The organism is Pseudarthrobacter sp. NPDC058119 (genome assembly GCF_042884655.1).
GTDB lineage: Bacteria > Actinomycetota > Actinomycetes > Actinomycetales > Micrococcaceae > Arthrobacter.
In genome coordinates, this window is record NZ_JBHVTN010000001.1 from 391,417 (window position 1) to 413,282 (window position 21,866).

The window sequence follows — 21,866 nt, forward strand, 5'->3', positions numbered from 1 at the left end:
GCACCTATGTCTGTGTCGCGCAGGCGCGGTTTGCGCCGCCTGGCGGTGCTGCTCCTGACTTTGGCGCTAGCTGCGGGCGGCATTTATACAGCGGTGTACTTCGTGCAGCGTTCCGAGACCCTCGTTTCGGAACGCTGCACTGCCACAGCCGGCGACCGGACGGGGGAACTGGCGCCGGACCAGGCGGCCAACGCTGCCCTGATCACAGCGGCCGCCGTCCGGCGGGGCCTCCCGGCGCGCGCTGCCACCATCGCCCTGGCCACTGCCATGCAGGAGTCCAAGCTGCGCAACATCGGTCACGGCGACCAGGCCGGCCCGGACTCGCGGGGGCTTTTCCAGCAGCGACCGTCACAGGGCTGGGGCACCGAGGCCCAGATCATGGACCCCTACTACGCGGTCAACGCCTTCTATGATGCGCTGGTGAAGATCCCGGGCTACGAGACGCTGGATATCACGGACGCTGCCCAGCAGGTCCAGCGGTCCGCCTACCCCAAAGCCTATGCCCAGCACGAAGAGATGGGCCGGGCATTCGCTTCCGGGCTGACAGGCCAGACGCCGGCGGCTGTGCAGTGCACGCTTCGCTCCCCCACGGCCGGTGGCAACTCGGCCACGGTGGTGACGGACCTGGACCAGGCCTACGGCGGCGTCGAGGCGCAGGTGGACGGCGACACCCTGGTAGTGGACGCCGACGGGTCCCTGGGGTGGTCGGTTGCCCAGTGGGCAGTTGCCAACGCCAAGGACCTGGCCGTTACCAAGGTGGAAGTGGCCGGCCGCACCTGGGACCGGCCAGGCGGCGACGGTTGGCAGGCAGCGGGTGCCCAGGACGGGCAGGTGCGCATCACCGTCCGGAAGGACGACGCCGGCACGTGAGGGGCGCCGTCGTCCCGCCGCCCGGGGTTCAGACCAGGATCTCCAGCACCGGCTGGACATAGCTGCGGAACAGCTCAGGCTGGCCCATCAGCTCGTGGCTCATGATGATCTTGTCCGGTTCCAGGTACCACGCCCGCTGCTCGTCCAGCGGCAACTCGATGATGGTCAGCGTGAAATCCCGGGCGTCCCGGCCCACTTCCATCAGCCGGTCGTCCACCATGTCCCCGATCAGCTGGTCGGTTCCGCTGGCCACCCGCTGCGCTTCGAGCTCTGCATACTCGCTCCGGCGCTCCCGGGCCCAGGTGAGGGCGGAGCCAAAATGCGCCTGCAGGACCCGCTGGAGGGCCGGGGAGTTTCCGAACGCTTCGAAATCGGGCGGCGAAAGTTCGGGTGCGGTGTGCGGGTGGGCCTTGAGCAGCTGCTCCCACCAGGCCTCCCATTCAGTCTTCAGCGCGCCGAGGCCGCCAACATCGGCGGTCAAGTGGCTGTGGTCCGCGGAGCGGACTTTGGGTGCCGCATGGGACAGCATGGGACGCCCCACCCCGTTGAGGCCGGCAGCGTCCCGGACGAAAAGAGCAATCATCATCGGTCCGGATGTGTCGGTGGTGATCTGCCACCCTGAACCGCCTGCGTGCTGCATCCAAAGTCCTTTCCTGGCCTCCCGGTACCGGGCCTCACATTCCGGCCCGGCCTACCCGGCTTCAGTCTATTCCCGCTGCCAGTTCGCGGTAGTGCTGGACGGGCTTTTGATCGCTTAGCGCGCCAGCCCGTCCAGGTGCCGTTCGAGCACGTCGCGGCACATCTGCGCCGTCATCCAGCCGGGCTGCAGGAGCGCGTGCATGCACAGCCCGTCCAGCGTGGCCAGAAGCCGCTCCGCCTCCAGGACGAGGTTCTCCTGCGGTTCGTCGTCCGGAAGCAGGTTTGCCACCAATGCACCCACAATGGCCGCCACTTCGCGGTGACTGCGGTCCGCTTCCGCCGCCAGGAAGGGCCGGATGCGTGCGGCGTTCTTGAAGGCGAGCCATGCGCAGGCCTCCACGGCGGTTTCCTCATCCAGCGGGAGCATCCCGCCCAAGAGCGTTAAAACCGCCTCCCGCTGGCCGGGGGTGGCGTGCGCAGCCCCGAGCACAGCCGGGAGCAGGCCCTCGAGCCTGCCAACGATGCGGTCCACCACGGTGCCGAAAGTGAAGGCCAGAAGCTCGTCACTGCCCTCGAAGTAGTGCCGCACGGAACCGACGGCAAGGCCGGCCTCGTCAGCCACTTCGCGCAGCGACGCGCGTTCGAGCCCGTCCACGGCGATGATGCGGAGAACCGCCTGGACAACGTCCTGCCGCCGGGCACCGGCGTCTACAATTTTGGGCACCATCCTTATTAGCACACTTGTGCTTTTTCTGTCCGGTCACAAGCCGCCCGCCATCCGGGACACGGCGGCGGCCAACGCTGCGCGTGGGATAGCGTTGAGGCATGAAAATCTTGGTTACGGGGGGCACCGGCTACATCGGTTCCCACACTGTTCTGTCCCTGCAGGAAGCCGGCCACGACGTGGTCGTCATCGACAACCTGATCAATTCCAGCGAGGAATCGCTGCGGCGGGTGGCAGAATTGAGCGGCAAGGCCGCCGAGTTCCACCACGTTGACCTGGTGGACGAGGCCGCCGTCGAGAAGGTCTTTGCCGGCAGCGCCATTGACGCCGTGATCCACTTTGCGGGGCTCAAGGCCGTGGGCGAGTCAGTGCAGGAGCCGCTGAAGTACTACTTCAACAACCTGGTAGGCACCCTGAACCTGGTCCGCGTCATGGACAGGCACGACGTCCGGTCCATTGTCTTCAGCTCGTCGGCTACCGTCTACGGGGAACACAACCCCATCCCCTACGTGGAAAAGATGGAGATCGGTGCGAACAACCCCTACGGGCGCACCAAGGAACAGATCGAGGACATCCTTTCCGACCTCGGCGCCGCTGACTCCCGCTGGCACATAGCACTGCTGCGCTACTTCAACCCGGTGGGCGCACACCCCTCGGGCCGCATCGGCGAAGACCCGCAGGGCATCCCAAACAACCTTGTCCCGTTCATTGCCCAGGTGGCCGTGGGCCGGCGCGAGAAGCTCATGGTCTTCGGCGGCGACTACGACACCCCGGACGGTACCTGCCTGCGCGACTACATCCACGTGGTGGACCTGGCCGAAGGGCACGTGGCCGCGCTGAACCACATCGCGGACCGCACCGGCGTCTTCCGCTGGAACCTGGGCTCCGGCAAGGGTTCTTCGGTGCTGGAGGTCCTGCGCTCCTTCGAAAAGGCAGTGGGCCAGCCCATCCCCTACGAGATCACCGGCCGCCGCGCCGGGGACCTTCCGGCATTCTGGGCCGATGCCACCTCGGCCCTGGCAGACCTGAGCTGGTCCACCACCAAGACCGTGGACCAGATGTGCGAGGACCACTGGCGCTGGCAGAAGAACAACCCCCAGGGCTACGCCTCCTGACCCCGCCTCCCCCGTCGATTGCTCCGTAACCGCCCTTTTGACCCCCAAAAGGGCAGTGGGCCCACGCCGGCAGGGTTCCCTGGCCGAGCTTGCGAGGCTAGGGTGCCGGTGGGGAGCAATCGATGGTCATTAAACGCGGAACGGCCGCCCACCTCTGGAAGGTGGGCGGCCGTCGTCGTGCATGGTGCGTTCAACAGGCGGCTATCAGCGGGCCGGGTAGTCGCGCTCCGGTTCGCCGATGTACAGCTGGCGCGGGCGGCCGATCTTGGTGTTCGGATCGCTGATCATTTCACGCCACTGTGCAATCCAGCCCGGCAGACGGCCGATGGCAAACAGCACAGTGAACATCTTTTCGGGGAAGCCCATGGCCTTGTAGATCAGGCCGGTGTAGAAGTCCACGTTCGGGTAAAGCTTGCGCTGGATGAAGTAGTCATCGCTGAGCGCCTTCTCTTCCAGGCGCATGGCGATGTCCAGCAGTTCGTCGTTGCCGCCGAGCTTGCTGAGGATCTCGTGGGCCGTGGCCTTGACGATCTTGGCGCGCGGATCGTAGTTCTTGTAGACGCGGTGTCCGAAGCCCATGAGGCGGACGCCGTCTTCCTTGTTCTTGACCTTCTCCATGTAATCCTCGGGCTTAAGGCCCTCGGCCTGGATCTGGCGGAGCATCTTCAGCACGGCTTCGTTGGCGCCGCCGTGGGCGGGGCCGAAGAGGGCGTTGATGCCGGCAGAGACGGAAGCGAAGAGGTTGGCGTTGGAGGAGCCCACCAGGCGCACGGTGGATGTGGAGCAGTTCTGCTCGTGGTCCGCGTGCAGGATCAGGAGCAGGTCCAGTGCCTTGACGATGACCGGGTCCAGCTCGTACTGCTCGGCGGGGAAGCCGAAGCTGAGGCGCAGGAAGTTCTCCACCAGGTTCATGGAGTTGTCCGGGTACAGCATCGGCTGGCCGATGGACTTCTTGTGCGCGTAGGCGGCGATGACTGGCAGCTTGGCCATCAGGCGGATGGTCGAAACCTCCACCTGCTCGGCGTTGAACGGGTCCAGCGAGTCCTGGTAGAAGGTGGACAGCGCGGACACGGCCGAGGACAGCACCGGCATGGGGTGCGCGTCACGGGGGAAGCCGCCGAAGAAGCCCTTGAGCTCCTCGTGCAGCAGCGTGTGGCGGCGGATCTTCTGGTCGAACTCGTCCAGCTCAGTGGGCGTGGGCAGGTTGCCGTAGATCAGCAGGTAGGACACCTCAAGGAAGCTGGAGTGCTGCGCCAGCTGCTCGATGGGGTATCCGCGGTAGCGCAGGATGCCCGCATCGCCATCGATGTAGGTTATGGCGGAGGTGGTTGCTGCGGTGTTCATGAAGCCGGGGTCAAAGGTCACGGCACCGGTCTGCTTGAGCAGCTTGGAGACGTCGTAACCTTCGTTCCCTTCAACAACCTGGATGCGCGGGAGCTTCAGCTCGCCACCTGCGTGGAGCAGGGTCGCAGCATTGTTGGTCTCAGTCATGGAGTCCCCTTCATGAGGCGTCTTCGGCCTCTGTCGAAAGCTTGATCCAACATCAGGTGAGCCGTGCACTCGAGCCTGAGAAGACAGGTTCCAACACCCGGGCTGCCTTCTTGTAGAAAGCCACCATTGATCGTCAACTTAAAAAGTACCGCTCCTTGGCGGGTGTCACTAATCCGCAGGCTTCCCATCCGGCCTAAAATGCGCCGGATGTGGGGCGAGTCACACGATTATTACGTATCCCTGGGAGCCGGATCAGGCCAGCCGTGCAACAGCGGCATCGATCCGCTCGTCGGACCCAGTCAGGGCCACGCGGACATAGCCGTTGCCGGCGTCTCCGTAGAAGACGCCCGGCCCCACCACGATGCCGCGTTCAGCCAGGCGGGCCACCGTGGCCCAGGTGTCCTCTCCTGCCGTCGACCACAGGTAAAGGCCGGCGTCGGACTCCTTGATCTCCAGGCCGAAGTCCAGCAGCGCGGGCACCAGGCGTTCGCGCCGGCCCCGGTACAGGTCCTTCTGGGCCTCGACGTGGGCATCATCCCCCAGCGCCACCCGCATGGCCTCCTGGACGGGGTAGGGCACGATCATGCCGGCATGCTTGCGGCTGTTGACCAGGTTGGGCATCAGGTCCGGGTCACCGGCAACGAAGGCTGCGCGGTAGCCCGCCAGGTTGGACTGCTTGCTCAGCGAGTACACCGCGAGCAGGCCCTGGTGCGAGCCGCCGGCAACGTGGGGATCGAGGATGCTGGGGACGCGCCGGCCGCCGCGCTGGACGTCCCAGTCGCCCCAGCCGAGCTCTGCGTAGCATTCGTCCGATGCCACCACGGCGCCGATTTCACGGGCCTGGACCACCAGGGCCTTCAATGATTCAGCGTCGCGGACGCTGCCCGTGGGGTTGCCGGGTGAGTTCACCCAGATGAAGCGCACGCGTGCACGCGTGGCGTCGTCCAACTCGTCCAGGTTGTCCGTGGCCACCGAGGTTACCCCGGCGAGGGTGGCGCCGATATCGTAAGTGGGGTAGGCCACCTTGGGGCGTACGACGACGTCTCCGGGCTTCAGGCCCAGCAGCAGCGGGAGCCACGCAACGAGTTCCTTGGAACCCACTGTAGGCATGATGTTTTTGGGGTCCAGGCCCGTCACGCCGCGACGGCGTTCAAACCAGCCCGCGATGGCTTCCCGAAGCGCCGGCGTGCCGTGGACAGTGGGATATCCGGGGGCGTTGGCGGCGGCCATCAGGGCATCCTGGACCAGCTGCGGCGTGGGATCCACCGGCGTGCCGATGGAAAGGTTAACGGCCCCGCCCGGGTGCTCCGATGCCTTGGCCACGTAGGGCGCCATGGCCTCCCACGGGTAGTCGGGCAGGTTCAGTCCAAACGAATTCACTGCAGCGGTCACGTTTCCCGTCCGCGTCAGTGGTCTTGGTTCTGCGGCGGCAGGGCGGCGATCATCGGGTGGTCCTTGCCCGTGTTGCCGATCTTTGCCGCGCCGCCCGGGGAGCCGAGGTCGTCGAAGAATTCGACGTTGGCCTTGTAGTAGTCGGCCCATTCCTCGGGAGTGTCATCCTCGTAGTAGATGGCCTCAACCGGGCACACCGGCTCGCAGGCGCCGCAGTCGACGCATTCGTCCGGATGGATGTACAGCGAACGCTCGCCCTCATAGATGCAGTCGACCGGGCACTCCTCAATGCATGCCTTGTCCTTAACATCCACACACGGCTGCGCGATTACGTACGTCACGTCCCTGGCCTCTCCACGTTGGGTTCCGGCTTCCCCGCCGGCTCTTGCATCCGGCAGTACGGCCGGACTATTGACATCTGAGCCTATTATCTCCCAGCCCTTTCCCGCTAACCTAGCCGGCGGCCTAGTATGAACTGGTGAGTCAGCCAGTACCTGCGCCAGCGCGTTTCCTTGCCTCAGCTGAGCCCGGAACCCGGGTGGTGGTGCGCTACCGGATTGAAGGCGGCCTGACGGATGCCCTGGGCCACCTGCTGGCGTGCGACGCCGGTTCCTGCACCGTCCGAACCCGGCAGGCCGACGTCGTCATTCCCCTCGGGCTTGTGGTGGCCGCGAAGGAAGTCCCGCCCGCTCCCCCGCGCCGCGCCGCAACCCACTGACGCCAGCTCCCGCTGCGCTGGGACTGTCCCCGCACTTTGAGCCGCCGGTTGGCTGCGCCCTCTGGCCCGTTAAAGCAGAACGCCACCGGCAAAATACCGGTGGCGTTCCGTGGACCTGCGGAGTTACTAGGCCTTGGCGCGGGCGCGGTTGGCCTTGGCGCGCTCGTTGGTGTCCAGGATGACCTTGCGGATGCGGATGGCTTCCGGGGTCACCTCGACGCACTCGTCCTCGCGGGCGAATTCGAGCGACTCTTCAAGGGTGAGTTCGCGCGGCGGGGTCAGGTTCTCGAAGGTGTCGGAGGAAGCGGCACGCATGTTGGTGAGCTTCTTTTCCTTCGTGATGTTGACGTCCATGTCGTCGGCGCGGGAGTTCTCGCCCACGATCATGCCTTCGTAGACCTCGGACGTGGGCTTCACGAAGAAGGAGCCGCGTTCCTGCAGGTTGATCATGGCGAACGGGGTAACAACACCGGCGCGGTCGGCAATCATGGAACCATTGGTGCGGTACTCGATGGGGCCGGCCCACGGCTCGTAGCCTTCGGAAATGGAGGCGGCGATGCCGGCGCCACGGGTGTCGGTGAGGAACCGGGTGCGGAAACCGATCAGGCCACGGGCCGGAACGATGAACTCCATGCGGCACCAGCCGGTGCCGTGGTTGGCCATGTTGGTCATGCGGCCCTTGCGAGCTGCCATGAGCTGGGTTACGGCGCCCAGGTATTCCTCGGGCACGTCGATGGTCATGTGCTCCATCGGCTCGTGGACCTTGCCGTCGATGGTCTTGGTGACCACCTGCGGCTTGCCGACGGTCAGCTCGAAGCCTTCACGGCGCATCTGCTCCACCAGGATGGCCAGGGCCAGCTCGCCACGGCCCTGGACTTCCCAGGCGTCGGGACGCTCGGTGGGCAGCACCTTGATGGAGACGTTACCGATCAGTTCCTTGTCCAGGCGGTCCTTCACCTGGCGGGCAGTGACCTTGGCGCCCTTGACCTTGCCGGCTAGCGGGGAGGTGTTGATACCGATGGTCATGGAGATTGCGGGATCGTCCACGGTGATCAGCGGCAGCGGCTGGGGGTTCTCGACGTCGGTGAGGGTTTCACCGATGGTGATGTCCTCGATACCGGCGACGGCAACGATCTCGCCGGGGCCGGCGGACTCGGCCGGAACGCGCTCCAGTGCCTTGGTGGCGAGCAGTTCGGTGATCTTGACGGTCTTCAGCTCACCGTTCTGGCGGGCCCAGGCAACCTGCTGGCCCTTGCGGAGGGTGCCGTTGTAGATACGGAGCAGCGCGAGGCGGCCCAGGAACGGGGAAGCGTCCAGGTTGGTGACGTGTGCCTGCAGGACACCCTCGGGGTTGTACGTGGGCGCCGGGATGTGCTCGATGATGGTCTTGAAGAGTGGCTCGAGGTCCTCGTTGTCCGGGGCGGAGCCGTTGGCCGGCTGCTCAAGGGAGGCGCGGCCGACCTTTGCGGCGGCGTACACAACGGGAACTTCCAGGACCTTGTCCAGGTCCAGGTCCGGCACCTCGTCGGCGAGGTCGGAAGCGAGGCCCAGGAGCAGGTCCATGGACTCGTGGACAACTTCGTCGATGCGGGCGTCGGGGCGGTCGGTCTTGTTGACCAGAAGGATCACCGGCAGGTGGGCGGCCAGGGCCTTACGCAGCACGAAGCGGGTCTGGGGCAGCGGGCCCTCGGAGGAGTCGACGAGGAGCACGACGCCGTCCACCATGGAAAGGCCGCGCTCCACTTCGCCACCGAAGTCAGCGTGGCCGGGGGTGTCGATGACGTTGATGGTGATGGTCTCGCCGTTGGAGGACGGACCGTTGTAGGCCACCGTGGTGTTCTTGGCCAGGATGGTAATGCCCTTTTCGCGCTCCAGGTCGCCGGAGTCCATGACCCGGTCCTCGACGTGGTTGTGCTCGGCGAAGGAGTTGGTCTGCTTGAGCATGGCGTCGACCAGGGTGGTCTTGCCGTGGTCAACGTGGGCCACGATCGCGACGTTGCGGAGGTCACTGCGCGATGCAGTGGCTACCGCGGTGTTGGTGGTGGTTTCAGACATGCGTAAAGGCTCGATTCAGTGGAGTCAGCTGTTGTATCGCGACATTTCCAACTGGAACGCACGATGGACAAGGCCCTTGGCACAGGGCGCCTTCCTCTATTCTAGCCGCTGAGTTATTTGTTGGCCTAAATTCCGGCGGGATGGGCCGCCGCTGCTTGAGCCAATATCAGCCGCCGTTCCACAGCGGGTGTGACCAAGTTCACTCCACATCCCGGTGCATGGCATGATGTCTGTGACACAGCCCATCCATTGAGCACGCCGGAGACAACGATGCCCCCTGCAAAGGCCAGCACCCTGCGTGGTTTCGCCTGGGCTGCCGCCGCCGGGGTCTCCGCGCTCGTCGCGGCAGCGGGAATCTTCGGCAACACCGGGGACGGCGCACCCTCCGGTACAGCGATGTCACGGGCAGCCGCAGGCCAGGTGGCCGCCGGGCCGGCCGGCAGCGCCAAACCTGCCGTGGCCGCCACCGCCCGGGTCTTGAACGCGGCCAACGGACGGATGGAAGCGGTGGTGCCCGACGTCGCCGGCACCGTCCTGCTGATCGGGGATTCGCAGTCGGAACCCGTTGACGGCTGGCCCCGCCTGGGCCTCGCTGCCGCCGGGTACAACGTGTACTTCTGCGGCCGCGGCGGCACGGGTTATGTTGCGGCGAACGGTGCCACGGGCAATTACATAGACGCCCTGCAGCGCGGCGACTGGCTCCTCCCCTCCGGCACTCCGGCGATGATTGTGGTCGAGGGTGGCGGAAACGATGCCGCCGGTGGCGCAAGCAACGCGCAGATCGTCCGGAATGCCGAACGGCTGATCACTGAACTGCGGACCCGCTATCCCGGCACTCGGCTGGCGATGATCGGCACCTTGGCGCGCGGAGCGAACGACGGCGGCGGCCGCCGGAGCGAGGTTGACGCCGTCTTGGGTGCGGTGGCGGGAGCCAACGGACTGCCGTTTATCTCCACAGGAGACTGGCTCACCAGATACGGGCTCGCGAAGGACCTCGCCGATGCGGTGCATATGAACCCGGATGGCCGCCAGGCCCTGGGCGGAATCCTTGCCGGCAGGCTCCGGGAACTTGGACTCGGCCGCAATACTTCCGCGGAGCAGGGAGCCTTCGCTGCCGTGCCCGCAGCCGGCAGCACGTTCCAGGATTGACAGTCGCCGCCTTTCCGCCTCCGGCGCACATGGGAAGAGCCGGGACCCGAAGGTCCCGGCTCCAGCCATTCTGAAGAGACTCCAGCTATGCCACTTCGGGCGGAAGCATCAGCTTCGCACCCGGAATGGCGTTCAGCAGGCCCTTCGTGTACTCCTGCTTGGGCGATTCAAAGACCTCGTCCGTGGATCCGGTCTCCACCAGGCGGCCCTTTTCCATGACGCACACGTGGTCAGCGATCTGACGTACCACCGCGAGGTCGTGCGTGATGAACAGGTACGTCAGGCCGAGGTTGGCCTGCAGGTCGGCGAGCAGGTTCAGCACCTGTGCCTGCACCAGCACGTCCAGCGCGGAGACCGCCTCGTCACAGATGATGACCTCGGGGTCCAGCGCCAGGGCCCGCGCAATGGCGACTCGCTGCCGCTGCCCGCCGGACAGCTCGTTGGGGTACCGCTGCATGGCTGATTGCGGCAGCGCCACCTGGTCCAGGAGGGTCCGGACCTTCTTTTCCCGGCTGGCCTGGTCCCCGATCTTGTGCACCCGGAGGGGTTCCTCGATGGTGCGGTAGATGTTGTACATCGGATCGAGGGAGCCGTACGGGTCCTGGAAGATCGGCTGGACACGCCTGCGGAACTTGAACAGTTCGGCAGGCTTCAGGGCAGAGGTGTCGACGCCGTCGAACAGGATCCTGCCCTGGGTCGGCTTCTCAAGCTGAAGGACCATCTTGGCCACCGTCGACTTGCCGGAACCCGACTCCCCCACGATCGCCGTCGTGGTTCCCCGCCGGACGTCGAAGCTTACGCCGTCAACAGCCGCGAAGTCGGTCGCCTTGCCCAGCCCCGAGCGGAGCTTATAGACCTTCCGCAGGTCCTGGATCTGCAGGAAAGTATCCGGCTTCACCGATTCGGCGGCAGGTGCCAGCAGGTCCGACGTCTCAACGCCCTGTTCCTTGGCCACCTGGATGCGGCGGCTGGCAAGGGAGGGGGCGGACTCGACGAGCCGCTTGGTGTACGGGTGCTGGGGGTTGCGCAGCAGTTCCAGTGACGGGCCCGCTTCAACGACGCGGCCCTGGTACATCACCACGACTTTGTCGGCACGCTCGGCGGCCAGCCCAAGATCGTGGGTGATCAGCAGCACTGAGGTACCCAGGTCCTTGGTCATGGTCTCCAAGTGGTCCAGGATCTGCCGCTGGACCGTGACGTCGAGGGCCGACGTCGGCTCGTCCGCAATCAGCAGGCGCGGCTGGCAGGAGAGGCCAATGGCGATCAGGGCACGCTGGCGCATACCGCCGGAGAATTCGTGCGGGTACTGGCCGGCCCGGCGCTTCGCATCCGGAAGCCCCGCCTGGGACAGCACTTTGGCGATATCGTCCGGGCCGTTGGGCCGCCCGTTCGCCCGCAGTGTTTCCCGGACCTGGTAACCGATCTTCCACACTGGATTCAGGTTGGACATCGGGTCCTGCGGGACCATGCCGATGGTGTTGCCGCGCAGCTCGATCATGCGCTGCTCGGTGGCATGGGCGATGTCCTCGCCATCGAGCAGGATCTGGCCGCCGGACACCTTGCCGTTGTTGGGCAGCAGGCCGATGGCGGCCAGGGCGGTGGTGGACTTGCCGGAGCCCGACTCCCCCACGATGGCCACTGTTTCGCCGGGCATGATGGTCAGGTGCGCATCACGCACTGCCTTGACCTCACCGCCACTGGTCTTGAAGGTGATGGCGAGGTCGCGGATTTCGAGCAGCGGCCTTACACCGGTGGCACCGGCTTCATCAATACGGACGTCTGGACTGGTCATCTTGTTATCTCTCATCGCTGACGGCTCTTCGGGTCCAGGGCGTCACGCACGGCGTCACCCAGCATGATGAAGCTCAACACCGTGATGGACAGCGCCGCGGCCGGGTAGAGCATGATTTCCGGCCGGGTCCTGATCGATGCCTGCGCGCCGGCGATGTCGTTACCCCAGGACATGATGCTCTGGGGCAGGCCGATGCCCAGGAAGGACAGGGTGGCTTCGGCCACGATGAACACGCCCAGTTCCAGCGTCGCCAGGACGATGATCGGGGCCAGGGCGTTGGGCAGGACGTGGCGGATCAGGGCGCCGAACTTGGAAACACCCAGCGCGCGGGCAGCGGTAACGAAGTCTGCGTTGCGTACTTCGATGACGGCACCGCGGGTGATGCGGGCCATCTGCGGCCATGCAAGGAGCGAGATGACGAACACGACGGTCCACACGCTCTTGTTCTCCCGGAAAAGGGGCAGCTGCGTGATCACCAGTGCACCCAGGACCAGCGGCAGGGCGAAGAAGATGTCACCCAGGCGCGCAAGAACGGCGTCGATCCAGCCACCGTAGTAGCCGGCGAGGGCGCCGAGCGTCACACCGATCACCAGGACGCAGAGGACGGAAAGCAGGCCCACGGAAAGCGACGCCTGCGTGCCGTGGATAACCCTGGAGTAGACATCGCAGCCCTGGAAAGTGAACCCGAACGGGTGCCCGGCCGTGGGGGCGCCTTCGGAATTGGCGAGCTCACAGCCCTCGTTGGGGGGCGTAGACGTGAAGAGGCCCGGGAACAGCGCAACCACAATCAGGGCAAGGATGAGCAGTGCCGAGATGATGAACAACGGACGACGCCGGAGCTTGCGCCAGGCGTCTGCCCACAGGCTGAGCGGGGCCTGGTCCGCCTTCACGGCGTCAGTTGCCTGCAGCGGGGTTTCGTCGATGGGGGCCACGAAGTGGCTGTTATTACTGGTCATAGCGGATCCTCGGGTCAAGCCAGGCGTACAGGAGATCGACAAGCAGGTTGGCCACCACGAACACCAGCACCAGAACGCTGACGATGGAGACGATGGTGGGGCCTTCACTGCGGAGGACAGCCTGGTAGAGCTTGTTGCCGACGCCGGGAACGTTGAAGATGCCTTCAGTAACAATGGCACCGCCCATGAGGCCGCCAAGGTTCGCGCCCAGGTAGGTCACTACCGGGATCAGCGAGTTGCGCAGGATGTGCGCCACCACCACGCGCGGCCGGGAAAGGCCCTTGGCGGTGGCAGTCCGCACATAGTCGGCGTTCATGTTCTCGCTGACCGATGCACGGGTCAGGCGGAGGACATAAGCGAAGGACACGAGTCCAAGGACAACCGCCGGCAACAGCAGGGTGACCCAGTTGGCGTTGGCACCCACGGTGGGTTTTGCCCAGCCAAGCTGGACGCCGAACACGAGCTGGAAAACGAAGCCCAGGACGAAGGTGGGGACTGCGATGACCACCAGTGAGGCGACCAGGACAGTGGAGTCGAACCAGCCGCCGCGGCGCAGGCCGGCGAACACGCCGAATGCAACGCCGAAGATGGCTTGGATGGCCAAGGCCTCGATAGCGAGCATCGCCGTCACCGGGAAGACACGGGCGAGGCTTGCCGCGATGGGCTGGCCTGTGAAGTCGTTGCCGAGGTTGAACGTAAAGAGGTTCTTAAGGAACAGGCCGTACTGGACCCAGAAGGGCTGGTCCAGGTTGTACTGGGTGCGCAGGGTGTCGATGACGGACTGCGGGGGCTGGCGGTCGCCGAACAGCGCGGCGATGGGATCACCCGGCAGGGCGAACACCATGTAATACACCAAAAGGGTAGTGCCGAGGAAGACAGGGATCACCTGGAGGAGTCGGCGCAGGATGAACCGGATCACAGGATTACCTGCCTTCCGGTAAGGGGGGAAACGCGTTCATGAATGCCTTCCTGCCGCTTGCAAGCCAATGGGGGCCCGGACGTGACCGGAACCCCCATCAGCCTGACGGCAAGTTAGATCTGGGCCTACTTGGCGGTGATGCCGTAGTAGAGGATTTCACCGTTCCAGCCGGTCTCGGCCTTCGTGATGTTGTTGCTCCACACGATCGGACGAGCCTGGTCCCACAGGGGCAGGCCGGGCAGGTCCTGGAACAGGATCTCCTGTGCCTGGTTGAACTTGGCGTTTGCCTCGTCGGTGGTCTTGCTGGCAAGGCCTTCCTTGAGGAGCTTGTCGAACTCGGGGTTCGAGTACTTCTCGTAGTTCGACGGAGCGTCAGAGCCCCAGACCGGACCCAGGAAGTTGTAGAGCGACGGGTAGTCACCCTGCCAGCCTGCACGGGTCAGGCCGGGCAGCTGCTGGGACTTGCGGAGGTTCAGGACTTCAGCGAACTTGGCGAACGGCTGGATTTCAGCCTGGATGCCCAGGTTGTTCTTGAAGCCGTTGGTCACGGCGTCGATCCATTCCTTGTTGCCACCGTCAGTGTTGGAGGCGATCTGGAGCGGCTTGGAGTCGTCGTACGGCTTGATCTTGTTGGCCTGGTCCCAGAGGTCCTTTGCCTTGGCGGCGTCGAACTTCAGGACTTCGCTGCCCTTGAGGCCTTCCTTGAAGCCGTCAATGACCGGCGGTGCAAAAGCCTTGGCCGGGGTGCGGGTGCCGTTGAAGACCACCTTGGCGATTTCCTCGCGGTTGATGGCGTAGGACAGTGCCTGGCGGCGCAGCTTGCCTGCTTCTCCCTGGAAGTTCGGGTTGTAACCCGGGATGTTCAGGGTGGAGTCGGTGGCAACAGCCTTGGTGGCGTTGCGGTCCGGGAAGTCGTTGACGTAGGTCTTCAGGGCGTTGGACGGCAGGACGTCGGTGATGTCCAGGTTGTCCGACTGCAGGTCCGTGTACGCGGGGCCCGGATCCGTGTAGAACTTGAAGGTCACACCGCCGTTCTTGGCGGGGCGGGTGCCGTTGTAGTCGGCGTTCTTGACCAGGGAGATGGACTGGTCGTGGACCCAGGAGCCCTGCTTCTCGAACTTGTAGGGACCGTTGCCCACGGGGTTCTCACCGTAGGTCTTGGGGTCCTTCAGGGCTGCGGAGGGCATGGGGTAGAAGGCGGAGTAACCAAGGCGCAGGGACCAGTCGGCCTCCGGCTGGGCGAGCTTGACCGTGATGGTTGAGTCATCCGTCGCCTTCAGGCCCGACATGGTGTCAGCGGTCGGCGCGGGAGTGGTGGTCTTCTTGCCGTCCGCACTTGTCGAGGACGTTACCGCGGATACTTCCGGGTAGCCCTCGATGGACTCAAAGAAGAAGCCGTTCTGCTGCAGGTTCTTAGAGTTGGCGGCGAAGTTCCAGGAGTCAACGAAGGTCTTGGCCGTGATGGCCTCCCCGTTGGTGAACTTCTGGCCCTGCTTGACCTTGATGGTCCAGTTCTGCGCGTCGGGTGACTCGATGGATTCGGCCAGAGCGTTGATCGCCTTGCCGTTCGCGTCGTAGCTGCGGAGACCTTCGAAGAGCAGGTTGACGACTCGGCCGCCATAGACCTCTCCGGTGTTTGCCGGCAGCAACGGGTTTTGTGGCTCGTTGCTGTAGGCGGTGATGACCTTGTTCGGATCGCCAGCTGCGTTGCTGGACCCGTCGGTGCTGCCGCCGCCGCCGGCGCCGCACCCGGTCAGGGCAAGCGCGGCGACCGCCACGATGCCCAGTGCTTTGGAAGTGCGCGTAAAACGCATTCCGCCTCCTATGAGTTGTGGGAGAGATATAGGGGAATCTTGTGCTTCCCCGCAGGCCGGACGCAGCTAATCACTGTGACGAGACCTACACAATACGAGTTAGCCTAACCGCACAAAGTCCAGATATTGGTACTCCGTTGCCAAACCGTGACCGGCGCAGTCGAAAGCCTTGGTCACGTGTGGATAGTTAGGCACGTCACATGCTACTCGGCGGTAGGCCGGACGGCGAATCGGCGGCGCAAGTGCCAAAGGACCCCAAACGGGGCCGGACTATGGCTGGGACAGCCGCCACTCCCAAACGTTCCACCAGACACCCAGCGGACCGGGGCTGCTCTTCACGCCTGCCACCCTGGAACTGAAGGCCGTGGTACCCAGGGTTTGGTAGAGCGGCAATCCGTAGGCGTCTTCCCAAACGTGCTTGTCAATCTCGGCCAGGAGTTCGTCCTGCTTGCCGAGATCCGTCGTGGTGGCGAGCTGCTCCATGATCTTGTCCGCGGCGCCGTCGGAATATCCCGTGAAGTTACTGCCTGCCCCGGTGCGGAAGATCTGCGGCACCCTGCTGACGCCCACCTCGGTCCCGATCCACCCTGAGAGGGCGGCCTCATAGCCACCCCGGCTCAACGCCGCTGCCCACTCGGTGCTTGCCAGTCCGCCGTCGACCACCCTGAATCCCGCCAGCGCGGCTGAATCGCGGATCAAGCCGAATGCCTTAGCCCGGTTCGGATTGTCGCGGTTGTAGAGGATGCGGATGCTTGGCGTGGCGTCCTTCAGGAGCTTCTTTGCCCCATCGATGTCCACCTTGGCGTAGTCGGCGGACCCGTTGTTTTTCACGGTGTCGTCGTACTTCGGCTGCCCGGGGAGAAACACCTGCGAATCCAATGGCGTGGTGTCCTGGGTTCCCGCCACGGCATCCACGATCGCCTGCCGCGGCACAGTCTTCAGGAAAGCCTCCCGGGTGTCCTTGTCGGAGAACGTCCCGGTGAAGTTCAGGTCAAGGTGGTCGTAGCCGGACTGCTTGTAGCGTTGCACGGTGATGCCCTGGCTGGAGAGGCCGCTGAGGAGGCTGTCCGTTGACGCCGAGGGCTGGGGCGAGATGATGTCCGCCTGGCCGCTGCGCAGGGCATCGACTGCTGCCGGGACGGCCCCAGTGAACCTCACGTTAATCTCGTCGAGCCAGGGTTCGGCACCCCACACATAGTCCCGGTTCCGGACCAGTTTCATGGAGACGCCCGGAACGATGTCGCGGACAATGTAGGGGCCGCTGGAGAGGTAGAGCGCGGGGTCGTCGGGAACGGATTTCGTGTCGAACCCGGTGTTCCAGAAGTCACTGACCTTCTTCAGTGCCGGGTGGGACGCCGGCTTATCCGGGTTGCCGCGCGGCGTGTCCTTGAGGAGATTGACCAGGTCTTTCTCGTCGCTGAGTCCACTTTTTGCAGCGACGACGTGGGCCGGGAGTCCGACGTCGAACGCCACTTCCCAGTCTGCGTAGGGCGCGGCGTACTCGATGGTGATGGACCGGCCGTCCGAACCGATTTCGGGGAACAGGGTGCCCGCCAGGCCTGTGGTGTCCGAGGCAACGGAGAAGTATTTGGTGCCCTTGCCCGCGGCGGGATCGACGTCGTCGAAATATCCCGAGCCTGAGGCCCAGGCCAGCAGGAGGTCTGCCGCTCCGATCTGGGCCCCGTCCGACCACTTCACGCCCTCGTTGACCGTGTACTTCACCTTGAGGGGCTGGTCCGAGACCTTCTCGAAGTGCCCGAACTTGTCGTTGCGGACCACTTTGGAGCTGTCGTCCAGATAATAGAAGCCGGAGTGCGTGATGGCACCGATCTTGGAATTGATGTCGGTATTGCCGCCGGCGCTGTAGGGGTTGAACGAGGAGAACGCGTTGACTTCGGCCACGGTGACGCTGCCGCCGCGCTTCGCCTCCCCCACCACCACGGACGGGGCGCTGCCGCCCGAACACCCGGACAGGACCAGGGCTGCCACCAACGCGGCGGTGACCAACTGCATCAGACGCCTGACCGGCATGCCGCCTCCTCGTGGTTTTTCCCTCTCCGGAGGGGACTGGGGCCGCTGCGATCACGCCCTGCCTACTCAGGATACTTGGTGCTGCGTCCCGGTACCCGGGTCCGCGCCCCCTCCCGACGCAAGAGGGGGCACCTGCACCAACCTGTCCGCCGCGAGCCGTGTGAGCAGCGCCCGCACTCTTCGCCGATGGCCCTCCCGCACACCCGGCTCCATCCGGTCAAGAAGGGAAACGACCATCCGCGAGCGCGGGTTCCGCTCAAAAACGGGGCGGTGGTCCTGGATGTATGTCCAGTACAGCGCATCCCAGTCAGGCATCCACTCCCCCGGCGGCAGATCGGACATCTTCCGCAGGTAGTTGCTGCCTGACACGTAGGGCTTTGTGGTGATGTCCGCCCCGGCGGCAAATTGGCTCATGGCGTAGACGTTGGGCACCATTACCCAGTCGTAGGCATCGATGAACATCTCCATGAACCACTCGTAGACGTCGTCAGGATGGATCCGGAGCAGGGACATTGCGTTCCCCAGCACCATGAGCCGTTCGATGTGGTGTGCGTACCCCGTGGCCAGTACGCGGGAAATCACCAGGTCCACAGGCAGCAACCCCGTACTTGCATGCCACCAGCCGGATCCCAGCTGGTTCCGGTGGTTGAGCAGGTTGGCGGTGCGCATCCGGCGGCCGCGCAGCCGGTACGTGGCGCGCATGTACTCCCGCCAGCCGATGACCTGGCGCACGAAGCCCTCAAGGGAGGCGAGCGGCGTGTTTTCATCCGCACCGTCCAGGACGGCCTGCAGGATATCGCCCGGGTTGAGAAGGCCGATGTTGAGGCCCGGGGTCAGCAAGCCGTGGTTGATGAACGGATGAGCGGCGGAAATGGCGTCCTCATAGGGGCCGAAACCTGCGAGGCGTTCTTCGACAAACTCCCGCAGGTGCCTGCGGGCCTCTTCCGCGGTGGTCGGCCACGCGAAAAGGTGGGGGTCGCCAGGGGCATCCGGAAACTCCCGGGCAACCCAGGCGATGGCGGGTTCGACGTCGAGAGCGGCGTCAGCGCGGGGCTCCTGCCCGCCGCCTGGCGATGCCAGCGCATCCAAGTTGAACGTCCCCTCCACCTGGAGTACCGGGTGGCCCCTGAACCTGCTGACAGCGGGCGGGGTGTAGCCGCGGGGAAGCTTCCTTCGGTTGACCGCGTCGAATGACCACTTCCCGCCGATGGGGGCGCCGTTTTCCACCAGGATGCCCAGCCGCCGTCGTTGCCAGACGTAGAAGTCATGCATTCGGGCCGGATTGTCCGCGAACCAGGCATCCAGCTGTGCCCTCGACGTGAGGAAATTCGGCGTCTCCAGCACGTCCTGGCTGCGCATTGTGTAGCCGCCATCATTGAGCGCGGCTTCGAGGTCCTTCTCAAGCCAGTCATCGACGACGTCGAACCAGGTCACCCGCCGGGGGCGGCGCTGCCGGATGACCTCGGCCAGCTGGATACGGGATGTCCGCGCCGGGTCGCTGTGGAGCACAACCACGTCGTGCCCCACGGCACGCAGGCTGCGGGCGAACCCGGCCATCGACGCCCGGTGCAGGACCAGCTTGTGCGAATGGAACCGGTATTGGCGGAAGTAGAGGTCGTGCTCGATGAGCACAAAGACGGCCTCCTGGTCCGCACCATCCCGCTGCTGCTCAAAGAGCTGGTGGGGCAGCACGAGGCGCAGGAGCGGGCCGGCAGTCATACCGCAACCCTATGGCAGGCGCCGGAGTAGGGTTGCGGCGCCATGCCCGGTTGCGCCCGGATCAGACGTTGAAGCGGAACTCCACCACGTCGCCGTCGGCCATGACGTATTCTTTGCCCTCAATGCGGACCTTGCCGCGGGACTTCGCCTCAGCCATCGATCCGGCGTCCACAAGGTCGTCGAAGGAGACTACTTCGGCCTTGATGAAGCCGCGCTGGAAGTCGGAGTGGATGACGCCGGCCGCCTGCGGTGCCGTGTCCCCCTGCCGGATGGTCCAGGCGCGTGCTTCCTTGGGGCCTGCGGTGAGGTAGGTCTGCAGGCCCAGGGTGTGGAAGCCGACGCGTGCCAGCTGGTCCAGGCCTGATTCGTCCTGGCCGTTCATCTCGAGCATCTCGCGGGCTTCTTCCTCGTCCAGCTCCACGAGGTCGGCTTCGAGCTTGGCGTCCAGGAAGATGCAGTCGGCCGGGGCCACCATGGCGCGCAGTTCATCCTGCTTTTCCGGGCTGCCCAGGATGCCTTCGTCGGCATTGAACACGTAGATGAAGGGCTTGGCGGTCAGCAGGCCCAGCTCCTTGAGGTGCTCCATCTCCAGCTTGTCGCTCTTGATGGACGAGTAAATGGTGTCGCCCCGCTCAAGCACCGCCTGGGCGGCCTTGATGGCGTTGAGCTCGGCGGCTTCCCGCTTCTTGATCTTGACTTCTTTTTCGATCCGCGGGATGGCTTTTTCGATGGTCTGCAGATCGGCAAGGATCAGCTCGGTGTTGATGGTCTCCATGTCGGACCGGGGATCCACCTTGCCGTCAACATGCACAACGTCGGGGTCGTCGAAGACCCGGACAACTTCGGCAATGGCTTCAGCTTCGCGGATATTGGCCAGGAACTGGTTGCCCAGCCCCTCCCCCTCGGATGCGCCCTTCACGATTCCGGCGATGTCGACAAAGGAAACGGCGGCGGGCAGGACGCGCTGCGAGCCGAAGATCCCGGCGAGCTTCTGCAGCCTGGGGTCCGGGAGGTTCACGACGCCGACATTGGGTTCGATGGTGGCGAACGGGTAGTTCGCGGCCAGGACCTGGTTGCGGGTGAGCGCGTTGAAGAGGGTTGATTTGCCGACGTTGGGCAGTCCGACGATGCCAATAGTAAGAGCCACGAGCATTGATTCTACCCGCCGGGCCGCCGTGGACCGTACCGGGGAATGTCACTGCCCGTGAATGTCAGACCCCCGTGCAACAGTGAAGCCATGGATGCTTTTGCCTTGATTCTGGCCCTCTTCATGCTGCTGCTGGGTGCGCTTGCCGGCGCCGCAGCCACCTATTTCTCCCTTCACCGCAATTCCCATGCGCTGGAGGCGGACTTTGACCAGGTCTCGTCGCGCCTTTCAGAGGTCACGGCGAAGTTTGCAGCGGCCGACGCCGAGCGGCGGCTTTTGGCGGCACAGAACCGCGAGCTGGGAGAGGCCAGGACACAGGACGGGAGTGTGCTGCGCGCCCTTGCGCCCGTGGCGGAGAAGCTGTCCGCCGTCCAGCAGCAGGTTGCGTTGCTGGAGCGGGACCGGGTGGAGCAGTACGGCCAGCTGGCCCAGCAGCTGCAGGAGGCCCGGCTTTCCGATGAACAGCTCATCCGCTCCACCCACGCTTTGGAATCGGCGCTGCGTTCCAACAGCGCCCGGGGCCAGTGGGGCGAGGTGCAGCTCAGGCGCGTGGTGGAAGCCGCCGGGATGCTCCGCCACGTCGACTTCGTGGAACAGGTGCACAGCGCCGCCCATGACTCGGCGGTCCGGCCGGACCTGGTGGTGCAGCTGCCGGGCGAAAAGCAGCTGGTGGTGGACGCCAAGGTTCCGTTGTCGTCCTACCTTGAGGCGCAGGAACTGGGCGCGGTGGACCCCAGCCGGGGCCCGGCCGGACCGCAGTCGACGGGCGACGGGCGCAACAGGCAGGCCTTCCTGGCGGCACACGCCAAGGCCCTCAGGGCCCACGTGGACGCGCTGGGTACCAAGAAGTACTGGGACATCCCCGGTAACTCGCCGGAACTGGTGGTCTGCTTCATTCCGGCCGAGTCCATCCTGGCGGCGGCGCTGACAGCTGATGCCGGGCTCCTGGACCACGCGTTGTCCCGAAATGTCGTCCTCGCCTCGCCGAGCACCCTGCTGGCGGTGCTGAAGTCCGTGGCATTCACCTGGCGCCAGGACGTCCTGACTGACAGTGCGCGCGAACTCTTCGAACTCGCCCGGCAGCTGTACGACCGGATGGGCACACTGGGCGAGAACGTCACCAAGCTCGGATCCTCGCTGAAGACGTCCGTGGACCGCTACAACGCCATGGTGGGGACGCTGGAAGCCAGGGTCCTGCCCACCGCGAGGAAGCTCAACAGCCTGGAGGAAACAGGCCTGGTTGCGCCTCCACTCGTGGAGGTGCAACCGCGGGCGCTGGTGGCACCCGAGCTGCAGGGCGACGGGGAAGCAGCCTGACACCCGCCGAAATGCAGG

Annotated in this window: 18 protein-coding genes; 5 read left to right on the forward strand and 13 right to left on the reverse strand. The window is 65.0% G+C overall.

The genetic code is table 11. From position 1 onward, the window contains the following. Positions 1–6 precede the first annotated feature (6 nt). Positions 7–870 carry a hypothetical protein gene (locus ACFVTD_RS01770; protein ID WP_387558934.1) on the forward strand — a complete coding sequence of 288 codons (864 nt, stop codon included), beginning with the start codon at positions 7–9 and terminating at the stop codon, positions 868–870. 28 nt (positions 871–898) lie between these two features. On the opposite strand, the gene ACFVTD_RS01775 is transcribed toward ACFVTD_RS01770, so the two are convergent. Both ACFVTD_RS01775 and ACFVTD_RS01780 read right to left on the reverse strand, forming a co-directional pair. Further along, positions 899–1,510, reverse strand: a complete 612-nt coding sequence (locus tag ACFVTD_RS01775) for a hypothetical protein (protein ID WP_387557204.1) — start codon at positions 1,508–1,510, stop codon at positions 899–901. A 114-nt stretch (positions 1,511–1,624) separates the two neighbouring features. Next, positions 1,625–2,233: a TetR/AcrR family transcriptional regulator gene (locus tag ACFVTD_RS01780; RefSeq protein ID WP_387557207.1), complete on the reverse strand. Its 609-nt coding sequence runs from the start codon at positions 2,231–2,233 to the stop codon at positions 1,625–1,627. Positions 2,234–2,334: 101 nt separating this feature from the next. Here ACFVTD_RS01780 and galE point away from each other — a divergent pair, with 101 nt between their 5' ends. Further along, positions 2,335–3,348, forward strand: a complete 1,014-nt coding sequence (gene galE, locus ACFVTD_RS01785) for a UDP-glucose 4-epimerase GalE (protein WP_387557210.1) — start codon at positions 2,335–2,337, stop codon at positions 3,346–3,348. A gap of 204 nt (positions 3,349–3,552) precedes the next feature. Here the strand turns inward: galE and ACFVTD_RS01790 are convergent, their stop codons facing one another. The 3 genes from ACFVTD_RS01790 to fdxA all read right to left on the reverse strand — a co-directional run bounded on the left by ACFVTD_RS01790 (position 3,553) and on the right by fdxA (position 6,572). Then, the gene (locus ACFVTD_RS01790) at positions 3,553–4,839 is read right to left on the reverse strand and encodes a citrate synthase (RefSeq protein WP_387557213.1); all 1,287 of its coding nucleotides are present in this window, start codon (positions 4,837–4,839) and stop codon (positions 3,553–3,555) included. 252 nt (positions 4,840–5,091) lie between these two features. Beyond that, entirely contained in the window at positions 5,092–6,231 is a 1,140-nt protein-coding gene (gene dapC / locus ACFVTD_RS01795) for a succinyldiaminopimelate transaminase (RefSeq protein ID WP_387557216.1), read from the reverse strand. Between the two features lie 14 nt (positions 6,232–6,245). Next, complete coding sequence (gene fdxA, locus ACFVTD_RS01800) at positions 6,246–6,572, reverse strand: ferredoxin (protein ID WP_013601705.1); 327 nt, start codon at positions 6,570–6,572, stop codon at positions 6,246–6,248. 137 nt (positions 6,573–6,709) lie between these two features. Between fdxA and ACFVTD_RS01805 the strand changes: the two genes are divergently transcribed. Further along, on the forward strand, positions 6,710–6,949 hold the full coding sequence (locus ACFVTD_RS01805) for a hypothetical protein (RefSeq protein WP_387557221.1): 240 nt from the start codon (positions 6,710–6,712) through the stop codon (positions 6,947–6,949). Positions 6,950–7,075: 126 nt separating this feature from the next. On the opposite strand, the gene typA is transcribed toward ACFVTD_RS01805, so the two are convergent. Continuing rightward, the gene (typA, locus tag ACFVTD_RS01810) at positions 7,076–9,004 is read right to left on the reverse strand and encodes a translational GTPase TypA (protein WP_387557224.1); all 1,929 of its coding nucleotides are present in this window, start codon (positions 9,002–9,004) and stop codon (positions 7,076–7,078) included. 270 nt (positions 9,005–9,274) lie between these two features. Between typA and ACFVTD_RS01815 the strand changes: the two genes are divergently transcribed. Further along, entirely contained in the window at positions 9,275–10,153 is an 879-nt protein-coding gene (locus ACFVTD_RS01815; protein ID WP_387557227.1) for an SGNH/GDSL hydrolase family protein, read from the forward strand. 85 nt (positions 10,154–10,238) lie between these two features. On the opposite strand, the gene ACFVTD_RS01820 is transcribed toward ACFVTD_RS01815, so the two are convergent. The 7 genes from ACFVTD_RS01820 to ychF form a co-directional block, all read right to left on the reverse strand. Next, positions 10,239–11,945, reverse strand: coding sequence for a dipeptide ABC transporter ATP-binding protein (locus tag ACFVTD_RS01820; protein WP_387557230.1), 1,707 nt, complete (start codon positions 11,943–11,945; stop codon positions 10,239–10,241). An 11-nt stretch (positions 11,946–11,956) separates the two neighbouring features. Further along, positions 11,957–12,901 carry an ABC transporter permease gene (locus ACFVTD_RS01825; protein ID WP_387557233.1) on the reverse strand — a complete coding sequence of 315 codons (945 nt, stop codon included), beginning with the start codon at positions 12,899–12,901 and terminating at the stop codon, positions 11,957–11,959. Beyond that, positions 12,891–13,820 (reverse strand): ABC transporter permease, encoded by a 930-nt coding sequence (locus ACFVTD_RS01830; protein WP_141181986.1) that lies wholly within the window; start codon positions 13,818–13,820, stop codon positions 12,891–12,893. The genes ACFVTD_RS01825 and ACFVTD_RS01830 overlap by 11 nt, the downstream gene beginning before the upstream one ends. A 125-nt stretch (positions 13,821–13,945) precedes the next feature. Continuing rightward, positions 13,946–15,634, reverse strand: a complete 1,689-nt coding sequence (locus ACFVTD_RS01835; RefSeq protein WP_387557236.1) for an ABC transporter substrate-binding protein — start codon at positions 15,632–15,634, stop codon at positions 13,946–13,948. A gap of 270 nt (positions 15,635–15,904) precedes the next feature. Continuing rightward, positions 15,905–17,665 carry an ABC transporter family substrate-binding protein gene (locus ACFVTD_RS01840; RefSeq protein WP_387557239.1) on the reverse strand — a complete coding sequence of 587 codons (1,761 nt, stop codon included), beginning with the start codon at positions 17,663–17,665 and terminating at the stop codon, positions 15,905–15,907. Between the two features lie 66 nt (positions 17,666–17,731). Further along, a complete protein-coding gene (locus ACFVTD_RS01845; protein ID WP_387557242.1) occupies positions 17,732–19,384 on the reverse strand; it encodes a cryptochrome/photolyase family protein in 1,653 nt (550 codons plus the stop codon). A gap of 61 nt (positions 19,385–19,445) precedes the next feature. Then, a complete protein-coding gene (gene ychF, locus ACFVTD_RS01850; RefSeq protein ID WP_387557245.1) occupies positions 19,446–20,531 on the reverse strand; it encodes a redox-regulated ATPase YchF in 1,086 nt (361 codons plus the stop codon). A 90-nt stretch (positions 20,532–20,621) separates the two neighbouring features. Here ychF and ACFVTD_RS01855 point away from each other — a divergent pair, with 90 nt between their 5' ends. After that, entirely contained in the window at positions 20,622–21,848 is a 1,227-nt protein-coding gene (locus tag ACFVTD_RS01855; protein ID WP_387557248.1) for a DNA recombination protein RmuC, read from the forward strand. Positions 21,849–21,866: the final 18 nt, after the last annotated feature.